2 protein-coding genes are annotated in these 12725 nt (G+C 73.6%); both read left to right on the forward strand.

Translation table 11 applies throughout. From position 1 onward, the window contains the following. Nucleotides 1-2: 2 nt before the first annotated feature. On the forward strand, nucleotides 3-10988 hold the full coding sequence (locus tag ACZ6CV_RS19960) for a non-ribosomal peptide synthetase (protein ID WP_469252086.1): 10986 nt from the start codon (nucleotides 3-5) through the stop codon (nucleotides 10986-10988). Further along, nucleotides 10975-12690, forward strand: a complete 1716-nt coding sequence (locus tag ACZ6CV_RS19965) for an ABC transporter ATP-binding protein (RefSeq protein ID WP_469252087.1) — start codon at nucleotides 10975-10977, stop codon at nucleotides 12688-12690. Before ACZ6CV_RS19960 ends, ACZ6CV_RS19965 begins: the two co-directional genes overlap by 14 nt. The last annotated feature ends 35 nt before the right edge of the window (nucleotides 12691-12725 follow it).

Raw genomic sequence — 12725 nt, forward strand, 5'->3', positions numbered from 1 at the left:
CGATGATGGAACCGAGCGCTCGCCTCGTACTGCTTTCTCCCCCGCGCCTGGCCGATCTGCGTCGGCGGGCCGGTGACCACCGCGACCGGACCCTCGCCGACGCGTGTGCCGTCGCGCTGACGTACTGGGCCACCGGACAGAGCCCCGAAGGCATCGAGCTCACCGACGCCACGCTCTTCGCCGACGTGCTCGGCTGGGTCGCCAACGGCGGCACCGGGCCCGGCAGCCGGGACGCCGGCGAGGACGGCTGGAGCATCGCCGTCCCGGACGGCGTCACGCAGGCCGACGCGCAGCTCGCCCTGGACGACCTGGCCGACTTCCCCGACCGGCCGCTCGGCACCATCGCGGCGACCGGCGCCGAGGAGCGGCTGCGGACCCTCCTCGCGTGGAACGACACCGACGCGGAGCGGGTCCGCCCGACCATCGTCGAGATGTTCCGGGAGCAGGCGCGCAACCGCCCCGACGCCGTCGCGATCGTCGACGAACACCGGTCCCTCACCTACCGCGAGGCCGCCGAACGCTCCGCCCAGCTGGCCCACCACCTCGTCGGCCGCGGGCTCACCGCCGAACAGGTCGTGGGCATCTCGCTCGGCCGCTCCGCGGACATGGTGATCGGCCTGCTCGGCGTGTTGCAGGCAGGCTGCGCCTTCGTGCCGCTCGACCCGCAGTGGCCTGCCGCGCGCCGCGCCGTCGTCATCGAGGACGCCCGCGTCGTGCTGCAGCTCGACGACTCCGGCGCCGGCGACCCGGACGAGCCCGAGGCCGTCCAGGTGGACCTCGGCGACTGGCGGTTCGGCGCCGAGCCGACCCAGGCGCCCGAGGTCACCGTGCCGGGTGACGCCCTTGCGTACGTCATCTTCACGTCCGGCTCCACCGGGCGGCCCAAGGGCGCGATGATCCGTCACGAGGCCATCGCCGAGCGGCTGCTCTGGCAGGTCGACGAGATCCTGCACTTCGGCCACGACGACGCCTCGCTCTTCAAGGCGCCGCTGTCCTTCGACATCTCCATCAACGAGATCTTCCTGCCGCTGGTCAGCGGCGGCCGCCTGGTCGTCCTGCGCCCCGGCGGCGAACGCGACCCGCACCACCTGCTCGGCGTGATCGCCGAACAGCGCGTCACCTTCACGTACTTGGTCTCGTCCATGCTGGACGTGCTCCTGGAGATAGCCGGCGACTCCGGACGTTTGGACAGCCTGCGGCACGTCTGGTGCGGCGGCGAGGTGCTCACCCCCGAGCTGTACGAGCGGTTCCGCACCCGGCTCGACATCCCGATGTACCACGGCTACGGCCCGGCCGAGACGACCATCGGCGTCTCGCACGTCATCTACCGGGGCGCCGCGGAACGCCTGTCGACCTCCATCGGCAAGGCCAACCCCAACACCCAGTTGTACGTCCTGGACGACGAGCTGCGCCCGGTGCCGGTCGGCGTCGGCGGCGAGCTGTACGCGGGCGGCTTCCTGCTCGGCCGCGGCTACGTCAACGCCCCCGGCCTGACCGCCTCCCGCTTCATCGCGAACCCCTTCGCCGCGGACGGCTCCCGGCTCTACCGCACCGGCGACCTCGCCCGGTTCCAGCCGGACGGCTCCCTGGACTTCCTCGGCCGCGCCGACAACCAGATCAAGATCCGCGGCATGCGCCTGGAGATCGAGGACGTCGAGGTCGGCCTCGCCGAGCACCCCGGCGTCCGGCACACCTGCGTCGTCGCCAAGAAGAACACGGCGGGCGGCACCTACCTCGTCGGATACGTGATCCCGGCCGCCGGCCACGAGGGGCTGCGCGCCGAGGACGTCAAGGCGTGGGCCACCGCGCACATGGTCGAGTACATGGTGCCCGCCCACCTCGTCGTGATGACGGAGTTCCCGCTTACCGCCAACGGCAAGCTCGACCGCAAGGCGCTGCCCGAGCCCACCACCGGCACCGGCGCCGTCGTCCCGCCCGCCACCGAGGACGAACGCGCGGTCTGCGCGGCGGTCGCGGCCGTCCTGCAGCTCGACGAAGTCGGCGTCGACCAGGACTTCTTCCAGCTCGGCGGCGACAGCATCCTGACCATCTCGCTGCTGAGCGCGCTGCGCGAGGCGGGCCTCTACGTCACCGCGCGCCAGATCTTCGACCACAGCGTTGTCGGCGCCCTGGCGGCGGTGGCGAGCCGCGAGGACGTCTCCACCGTCGACCACGGCGACGTCGCGACCGGGCCCGTCGAGGGCTCACCGATCGTGCGGTGGCTCGGCGAGACGACCGACGCGATCGACGGCTTCGTGCAGTCCGTGGTGCTCAACACCCCCGTAGACCTGACCCCCGAAGCGCTCGACGAGATCCTCTCCGCGCTCCTCGCCCGGCACCCCATGCTCCGCGCCCGCCTGGTGCGCGGCGAGCGCTGGGGCTTCGACATCCCGGAGAGCGCCCCGGCCGCCCCGGTGTGGCGGGAGAGCGACCTGCCGCTCGACGCGTGCGTCACGCTCGCGACCGACGGGCTCGACCCCGACGGCGGCGCGATGCTGCGCGCCGTCTGGCGCCGCGCGGAGCGCCAACTGGTCGTCGTCGTCCACCACGTGGTCGTCGACGGCGTCTCCTGGCGGGTCCTGATGGAGGACCTGGCCACGGCCTGGCGCCAGTGCGCCGCGGGCACGCCGGTCGAACTGCCGCCGGAGGGCACCTCGTTCCGCCGCTGGACGCAGCTGCTCGGGCGCTCGGACTTCGAGGCCGACCACGCGTACTTCCGGCGCCCCCTGCCGGGCGAGGACCGGCCGGTGGGCCGGCGCGCGCTGTCCGCGGCCGACACCGTCGCCCGCGAGCGGCTGCGCACCGTCTCGGTCGGCCCCGAGGTCACCGCCGCGCTCCTCGGCGAGATCCCCGCCAAGTTCCACGCGGGCGTCAACGACGTGCTGCTCACCGCGCTCGCCGTCACCCTCGCCCGCTGGCGCCGTGACCTCGGCCAGGACCAGACGTTCGCCCACATCGAGCTGGAGGGCCACGGCCGCGAGGGCCGGTACGTGGCGGACGCCGCCGGCTTCGAACCCGAACTCTCGCGCACGGTCGGCTGGTTCACCACCCTCTTCCCGGTGACCGTCGACCCCGGCACCGCCCCCGACCTCACCTCGCCCGAGTACCTCGCCGCCGCCCTGAAGGCGGTCAAGGAAGACCTCGCGCGGGTCCCGAGCAACGGCATCTCGTACGGCGCGCTGCGCTACCTCGCCGACACCGCGTTCGACGCTCCCGCGCCGCAGGTGCTCTTCAACTACCTCGGCCGTTTCGACGCGGGCGCGCAGGGCGACTGGAACCTCGCGGGCGCCACCGGCCAGCTCGGCGAGAAGCGCGACCCCGCCATGCGGCTGCCGCGCGCCCTGGAGTTCAACGCCATCGCCGAACCGGCCGCGGACGGCGGTGAGTACGAGCTCGTCACGACCATCTCCTGGCCCGAGGGCCTGTTCACCGACGAGGACGTCGAGACCCTCGGCGGCTACTTCCGGGTGGCCCTCGCCGGTCTCGCCGCGCTCGACGGGGGCGGCCACACGCCCAGCGACTTCCCCCTGGTGCCGCTCACCCAGGCCGACGTGGACGCCCTGGACGGCCCGTCGCTGCGGGACGTCCTGCCGCTGACCCCGCTGCAGGAAGGCCTGTACTTCCACTCGGTGTTCGACGACGACTCGGCCGGTGCGTACGTCGAACAGCAGCTCCTCACCCTTGAGACGCCGGACGGCGAGGTGGACGCCGACCGGCTCGCGGCCGCAGCCACCCGGCTCCTCGCCCTCCACCCGAACCTCGCGGCGCGCTTCACTGCCCTCGCCGACGGACGCGTGGTCTCCGTCCTGGAGCACGGCGTCGAGGCGCCCTTCACCACGCTGGACCGCCCCGGCATCACCGACGCCGAGATACGCGAGCTCGCCGAGCGCGACCGCCGCGCCGGGTTCGACCTCGCCACCGGTCCGCTGATGCGGTACACGCTCATCCGCGCGGGGGAGGGCCGCACCGTCCTGGTGCAGACCGTGCACCACATCATCGCCGACGGCTGGTCGGTGCCGCCGATGCTGCGCGCGCTGCTCGCCGAGTACCACGCGCCGGGCACCGTGTACCCGGTCGGCGGCTTCGCCGACTACGTGCACTGGCTGGCCGGACGCGACGACGACGAGAGCGACCGGGTGTGGCGCGAGGAGCTCGCCGGGCTGCCCGGCGCCTCGCTGGTCGCCGAGGGGCACACGCCCTCCGACCGGTTCGCCGACACCGCCGCCGAGGCGCAGGCCGACGTCGACGCGGCGGTCCGGGACGCCGGTGTCCCGCTGAGCGCGGCCGTGCACAGCGCCTGGGCGGTGACGCTGGGCGGCATCCTGCACGGCGACGACGTGGTCTTCGGCTCCACGGTCTCCGGACGCGACGCCGACGTGCCCGGCATCGGCGACATGGTGGGTCTGTTCATCAACACGATCCCCGTCCGCGCCCGCTGGTCCGGGGCCACCACCGCACGCGAGCTGCTCGCCTCCGTACGCGAACACCAGGGCGCCGTCCTGCCGCACCAGCACGTCTCGCTGGCCCGGATCGGCCGCCAGGCGGGCGCCGGATCGCTCTTCGACACGCTGGTCGTCTTCGACGTCGCGACCGACCTGGACAGCCTGCGGACCCCCGACGCCGAGCTCGTCATCACCGACCTCGTGAACGAGGGCGCCCCGCACTACCCGCTCACCCTCGTCGTCGAGCGCGCGCTCGACGGCCGCCCGCGCTTCAACCTCATCTACGACGGTGAACTGCTGCGCGAGGACAGCGCCCAGGACATCCTGCGGACGTTCGGCGAGACCCTCACGAGCCTGCTCACCCGCCCCGACGCGCTCGTACGCGACCTCGTGCCCGGGGACTCCCGGCTGCCCGCCCGCGTCGAACCGGCCACCCTGGGCGCCCTGTTCGACGCCGCCGCCCACCGCGACCCGGCCGCCACCGCCGTCACCCAGTGCGCCCTGGACGGCGGCACCCGCTCCCTCACGTACGGCGAACTGGCGCACGCCAAGGACGAGTTGGCCGCCACCCTGCGCGCCGCCGGGGTCGGCCCGGGACGACGGGTCGCCGTCGCCGTGCCGCGCTCCGTCGAGCAGGTCACCGCGCTGGTCGCGATCGTCACGGCGGGCGGCGCGTACGTCCCGCTGGACCTCGCCTACCCGGACGAGCGCCTGGAGTACATCCTCACCGACGCCGCCCCGCAGGTCGTCCTCGTCGACCGCGAGCAGCGGGACCGCTTCACCGCGCTCCTCGACCGGACCGGGGTGCGCGCCCGCGTCCTCGTCCAGGGCGAGGAGCCGCCGCACGACGCGACGGACGCGCCCGCCCCGCAGGCCGGCTGGCACGACCCCGCGTACGTCATCTACACCTCCGGCTCGACCGGGCGCCCCAAGGGCGTCGTCGTCCCGCACTCCAGCGTCGTGACGCTGCTCGCCAACACCCGGCCGGACATGGGCTTCGGGCCGGACGACGTATGGGTGCAGTTCCACTCGTTCTCCTTCGACTTCGCGGTCTGGGAGCTGTGGGGCGCGCTGGTCCACGGCGGTGAGCTGCTGGTGCCGGAGTACGGCCTGACGCGCTCGCCCGTCGACTTCCACCGCCTGGTCCGCGAGCGCGGTGTGACCGTGCTCAACCAGACGCCGTCGGCGTTCTACCAGTTCATCGAGGCCGACAAGCACGCCGACGAGCCGGCCGGTGCGCTGCGCCGGATCATCTTCGGCGGCGAGGCGCTGGACCTCGGACGGCTGCGCGGCTGGGTCGAGCGGCACGGTACCGGCTCGCCCGAGCTGGTCAACATGTACGGAATCACCGAGACGACGGTCCATGTCACGCACCGGGTGCTGACGGACGCGGACTTCGGCGACTTCGGCGCGGACCTCGTCGGTGAGGGTGACCTCAGTCCCATCGGCGGGCCCATCCCCGGCCTGGTCGTGCATGTCCTCGACGACCGGCTGCGGCCGGTGCCGCCGGGCAAGGTGGGCGCCATCTACGTCGCGGGCGACCAGGTGTCGCTCGGCTACCTGGGCCGGCCGGGGCTGACCGCGGGCCGCTTCGTGGCGAACCCGTTCGCCGGCGACGGCTCCCGGATGTACCACACGGGCGACCTCGCCCGCCGCACCCTCGACGGCGAGCTGGAGTTCGCCGGGCGCGCCGACGACCAGGTGCAGCTCAAGGGGTTCCGCATCGAGCTCGGCGAGGTGGAGTCCGCGGTCCGCGAACTCGACGGTGTCGTCGACGTGGCGGTCACCGTCGCGGACAGCGGCGACCACCTGGTCGCACACGTCGTGGGCCGGGCCCCCGACGACCTCGCCGAACGGCTCGCCGCGAAGCTGCCCGTGCACATGGTGCCGGGCCGGGTGCTGCCGCTCGACGCGCTGCCGCTGACGGTCAACGGCAAGCTGGACCGGAAGGCCCTGGTGGCACGGGCGGCCGCGACCGCCGACGACACCGGCGTGCGCGGCCCCGGTCAGGACGCGCCCGCGTGCCCCGGTCAGGACGCGCCCGCGACCGAAGGCTCCTCGGCCCTCTCCCAGTTGACCGGCGTCTTCGCGGACGTGCTGCCCGGCTCCGCCGTCGACGCCGACACCGACTTCTTCGCCGCCGGGGGCGACAGCATCGTCGCCATCACCGTCATCAACCGCGCCCGCGCCCTCGGCCTGCCGATCGCGCCCCGGGACGTGTTCCTGCTCAGGACGCCGCGCGCCCTCGCCGCCCACCTGGGGACGAGCACGCCGCGGACGCCCGCGCCCGCACCCGACCGGCGCGCCGACGGACCCCTGCCGCCGACGCCGATCATCCTGCGCCAGCGCGAACTGGGCGGCTCCCTCGACCGGTTCGTGCAGGCCAGGACGGTCCCGGCGCCGGAGGGCGCCGGCTTCGCCGAGGCCGAACGGGCCGCGCACGCCGTCGTCGCCGCGCACCCGGCGCTGCGGCTGCGGCTGCGCGTCGAGCACGGCGTGTGGGCGCTGAGCACCGAGCCCGCCCGCGTGATCACCGTCGTCCGCAGCGACGCGGCCGACGCGACGGCGGCGGCGCACGAGGCCGCCGACCGGCTCGACCCCGAGGCCGGCAACGTCGTCGCGTTCTCCTGGCTGGAGTCGACCCGCACCCTGGTCGTCACCGTGCACCACCTCGCCGTCGACGCGGTGTCCTGGCTGGTCATCGCCGACGACCTGACCGCCGCCATGCGCGGCGCGGAGTTCGCGCCGCCGACCACGTCCTACGCGGAGTACGCCGAGGCGCTGACGCTGCGGGCCACCGAGCCGGCCGACTCCCTCGGCCACTGGGTCGACACGCTCCGGGCGGCCGAACTGCTGCCCGCCGTCGGCGCGTTGCGCGAGAGGACCGTCGTCCTGCCGCCCGAGGTGAGCGACCGCGTCACCCGCACCGCGCCCGGCGCCCTCGGCGTCGGCCTCACCGAACTGCTCTGCGGCGCGCTGCGCACCGCGCTGACCCACGTCCAGGAGGACCCCACCGACCTCGCGGTCGAGCTGGAGCGGCACGGCCGGGTCCCGGCCCTCGCCCACCACGACTACACGCGCACGGTCGGCTGGTTCACCTCCATCGCGCCGGTGCGTCTCACGGCGCACACCGACCCCGTCGCCGCCGCCCACGAGGTCGCCGCGCGCCAGCCGGACGAGGAGGGCCACACCGCGTACGGCAGGCTCCGCTACCTCAACCCGCAGACGGCGCCGCTGCTCACCGCACGCCCGCAGGTGCTGTTCAACTACCTCGGCCGGGGCGGCGAGTCCCGGGCGGTGCACGTCACCGGCGGCGACCAGCCGAGCCCGTACGCCGTCGAGGTCAACGCCTGGACCGACGAGGCGACCGGCAGCCTGCACGCCGCCTTCACCCTCGCCGAGGGTGTGCCCGACGAGATCACCGGGCACTGGACGAGCGCCCTGGAGCACCTCGCGGACGCCGCCGTGACCGCCGAGCGCACCGCGCCGGTCACCCCGCTGCAGCGCGGCCTGTTCTTCCAGGCGCAGCTGGCCGGCACCGCGGGCCACTACGTCGCGCAGAGCTGGTTCACCTTCGACCGGCGGCTCGACACCGACGCGCTCGCCGACGCCATGGCGCACGTCATCGCACGCCACCCGGTCGTCGGCGCCGGCTTCACCACCGACGACGACGGCAACCCCGTCCAGGTCCTCAAGGCGGGCCGCCGCGTCGCCGTCCGCACCGTCGAGCTCACGAGCGAGGCCGAGGTCGACGCGCTGCGCACCCGCGACCGCGACACGGGCTTCGACCCGGGCGAGCCGCCGCTGATCCGGCTGACCGTGGTGCGCCTGCCGGACGGCCGCGACGGCCTGCTGCTCAGCTACCACCTGCTGCTGTGGGATGGCTGGTCCCGCGAGATCGTGCTGCGCGACCTCTTCGACGCCTACGAGGCCGTCGTCGCGGGCGAGCCGCTCGACGCGAGCCCGGCCACGCCGAGCTTCGAGGAGTACGCGCGGGAGCTCGCCGCCAAGGACCCGGAGGTGTCGACCCGCTTCTGGGCGGAGCACCTGGCCGAGCTGACGGGCCCGACCCTGCTCGCCGGACCGAGGCCCACCCTGACCGAGGAGCTGCCGCCCGCGCTCGTGCACACTCTCTCCGCCGAGCAGTCGGAGCTGCTGCGGAACGCGGCCAAGGAGCACGGCGTCACCCTGAACTCGGTGCTGACCGGCGCCTTCGGCCTCCTGCTCGGCGCGCACACCGGCCGCGCCGACGCGGTGTTCGGCGTGACCGTCTCCGGGCGCGACGGCGAGGGCCTGTCCGACATCGTCGGCGTGCTGCTCAACACCGTGCCGATGTGGACGAGGGCGCGCCCCGACGACACCGTCGGCGGCTACCTGTCCGCCGTGCAGGCCTCCCGGGTCGACGCGATGGAGCACGAGCACCTCGGACTCGGCGAGATCCAGCGCGCCAGCGGGCACGACACGCTCTTCGACAACCTGTTCGTGCTCCAGAACTTCCTGGACATGGACGCGTTCGCGGAGATGAACTCCCGGCACGGCATCACCTCGGTGAAGGCCGACGACTCCACGCACTACCCGTACACCTGGGTCGTCACGCCCGGCGAGAAGCTCACGATCAAGCTGGAGCACCGCCACGGCGACACCGCGGACGCCCGGCGCCTCCTCGACGACTACGTGCGCGTCCTGCAGGACCTCGCCCGCGCGAGGGGGCCGCTCGGCGCGCTGCCGGGCCTCGGCGAGCACCCCGCACCCGCCGCGCGCACGGACGTCGGCACGGACACCGTCGTCGACCGGTTCGACCGCGCCGCCGACCGCGACCCGGACCGGACCGCCCTCGTCGCCCATGGCGCGACCCTGACCTTCGCCGGGCTGCGGGACCGCAGCCGCGCGGTGGCGGGTGTCCTCGCCGCACGCGGCATCGGCCCCGAGACCACGGTGGGTCTCGCGGTCCCGCGCTCCCTCGACTCGATCGTGGCGCTCTTCGCGGTGCTGCGCGTCGGCGCCGCGTACGTACCGCTGGAGCTCGACCACCCGGACGAGCGGATCGCGGCGATCGTCGCGGACGCCCGCCCGGAGGTGATCCTCACGGTGAGCCCCGTGTCCCCGCGCCTCGCCGGCGCCTGCGAACTGATCGAACTGGACCGGCCGTTGCCCGCGGCCGAACCCTTCGTGACGTTCGCGCCGGACGACCCGGACCGGCTGCGCCACCCCGCGTACACGATCTACACCTCCGGATCGACCGGCAAGCCCAAGGGCGTGGTGACCGAGTACGCCGGTCTCACCAACATGCTGATCAACCACCAGCGCCGCATCTTCGAGCCGGTCCTCGCGGTCCACGGCCACCGGCGCTTCCGGATCGCGCACACCGTGTCGTTCGCGTTCGACATGTCGTGGGAGGAGCTCCTGTGGCTCGCCGACGGCCACGAGGTGCACATCTGCGACGAGGAGCTGCGGCGTGACGCGCCGGGACTGGTCGCGTACTGCGCCGAACACGGCATCGACGTCATCAACGTGACGCCGACGTACGCCCAGCAGCTGGTGGCCGAGGGCCTGCTCGACCGCCCGGAGCGGCGCCCCGCGCTGGTCCTGCTCGGCGGCGAGGCCGTCACCCCGTCGCTGTGGCAGCGGCTCGCCGACACCGAAGGCACGGTCGGCTACAACCTCTACGGACCGACCGAGTACACGATCAACACCCTCGGCGTCGGCACCTTCGAGTGCCAGGACCCGGTGGTGGGCGTCGCCATCGACAACACCGACGTGTACGTCCTCGACCCGTGGCTGCGGCCCCTGCCGGACGGCGTCCCCGGTGAGCTGTACGTGGCCGGCGTCGGCATCGCCCGCGGCTACCTCGGACAGCCCGGCCAGAGCGCGCACCGCTTCGTCGCGTGTCCGTTCGGCGCACCCGGCGAGCGCATGTACCGCACCGGCGACCTGGTGGTCCGCAGGCCCGACGGGAACCTGACGTACCTGGGCCGCACCGACCAGCAGGTCAAGATCCGCGGCCACCGGGTCGAACTGGGCGAGGTCGAGGCGGCGTTCGCGGCCCACCCGGCGGTCCGGTTCGCGGCGGCGGTGGCGCAGGCCGACCCGCAGGTCGACGGCGCGTACCGGCTGGCGGCCTACCTCGTCCTGGACGGCGCCGACCTGGCCGCCGTCGCCGCCGAGGTGGGCGCCGCACTGCCGGACTTCCTGCGCCCGACCCACTACGCCGAGGTCGACGGCATCCCGCTCACCGTGAACGGGAAGGCTGACACCAAGGCGCTGCCGGAGGCCAAGCCCCTCGGCGCGCTGACCACGGCGGGGGAGCGCGGCCCTGAGACCGAGACGGAGAGCGTGGTCTGCGAGTTCTTCGCCGAAGCCCTGGACCTCGACGACGACGAGGTGAGCGCGGTGAGCGATTTCGTGTCCCTCGGCGGACACTCCATGCTGGCGGTGCGCCTCATCGGGCTGCTCCGCCGCGAGTACGGCCCCGTGGTCACCATCCGTGACCTGTTCACCCTGCGAACCCCGGAAGCGATTGCCCGCCATCTCGATGACAACTCCTGACACGACTCCCGACCCGCCGCGGCCCCGCAAGGGCTCCGACATCCTCAGGACCGCCCTGCGCCGCAACATCGGCGCCATGGCCCTGGGCACCCTGCTCATGGGCCTGTACCAGGCGGGCGAGACGGCCTTCCCCATCGCACTCGGCATGATCGTCGAGCACACGATGAAGGACGACCGGACCCTCGGCGCCCTCGGCCTGTCGATCGCCGCGCTCGCCGTGATCATCACGACCGTCTCGCTGTCGTGGCGGTTCGGGATGCGCGTCCTGCAGAAGGCCAACACGACGGAGGCGCACCGCTGGCGGGTGCGGGTCGCGGGGTGCGGGCTGCAGCCGGTGGCCCGGGACGTCGACCTCAAGTCCGGCGAGGTGCTGACCATCGCCACCGAGGACGCCGACCAGACCGCGGACATCATCGAGGTGGTGCCGCTCCTGGTCAGCTCGCTGGTCGCGGTGGTGGTTGCGGCCGTCGCCCTGGGCCTGGCCGATCTGCGGCTCGGTCTGCTCGTGATGGTGGGAACGGTAGCGATCCTGTCGATCCTGAGCGTGATGTCCAAGCGCATCGGCTCCAGCACCCGGGAGCAGCAGGCCCGGGTGGCGCGGGCGGGCGCGAAGGTCGCCGACCTGATCAGCGGCCTGCGCCCGCTGCACGGCTTCGGCGGCAACCACGCGGCGTTCCGCTCGTACCGCGAGGTCAGCGCGGAGGCGATGCACCAGTCGGTCACCGTCGCCCGGGTGAACGGCGTGTACGCGGGCACCGCGCAGGCCCTCAACGCCGTCCTGGCCGCCGCGGTGACCCTGACGGCGGGCTGGCTGGCGTTCGAGGGCCGGATCACCATCGGTGAGCTCGTGATGGCCGTGGGCCTCGCGCAGTTCATCATGGAGCCGCTCAAGATGTTCTCGGAGATGCCCAAGTACGTGATGATCGCGCGGGCGTCGGCGCAGCGGATGGCGCTGGTCCTCGCCGCGCCGCCGGTGTCGGACCCGGGGACGGGGCGCCCGGCCGCGGGCGGCGGCCTGGAGGTCGACGGCGTCCGGTACGGGTCGCTGCGCGAGCTCAAGTTCACGGTGGCACCGGGCGAGTTCGTGGCCATCGCCGGCTACCAGCCGCGCGCGGTCGCCGACCTCGCCTCGATCCTGGCGGTGAACGTGCCGCCCGAGGCGTACGAGGGTGTGGTGCGGGTCAGCGGGCAGGAGATCGCCGCCCTGTCGGTGGAGTCGGTCCGCGAGCACCTGCTGGTGAACCCGTACGACGGGGAGATCTTCGCGGGCACGCTGCGCAGCAACATCGACCCGGCGGGCACGAGTGGCTCGGTCCCCGAGGCGGTCGAGGCGTCCATGCTGACCGATGTGGTCGCGCTGCACCGCGAGGGCCTCGACTACGCGGTCCGCGACCGCGGCGCGAACCTCTCCGGCGGACAGCGCCAACGCCTGTCCCTGGCCCGCGCCCTGGCCGCCGACACGGACGTCCTCGTCCTGCACAACCCGACGACGGCCGTCGACGCGGTCACGGAGCAGCTCATCGCCCGCAACGTGGCGAAGTTCCGGCGGGGCCGGACCACACTCGTGATCACCAGCAGCCCAGCCCTCCTGGACGCGGCGGACCGCGTCCTGATCCTGTCCGACGGCACGATCACCAGGGAGGACACCCACCGAAACCTCCTGACCCACGACGAGGAGTACTGCGCGGCGGTGGCGCGTTGAGGGGGAGGTGAGGTGAGCTGCTGAGCTGAGGGGCA

The sequence above is a fragment of the Streptomyces sp. NPDC041713 genome (genome assembly GCF_055591085.1).

Coding starts and splice junctions, on each gene's coding strand:
- ACZ6CV_RS19965 (WP_469252087.1), top strand. CDS start 10,975: ATGACAACTCCTGACACGACTCCCGACCCGCCGCGGCCCCGCAAGGGC.
- ACZ6CV_RS19960 (WP_469252086.1), top strand. CDS start 3: ATGATGGAACCGAGCGCTCGCCTCGTACTGCTTTCTCCCCCGCGCCTG.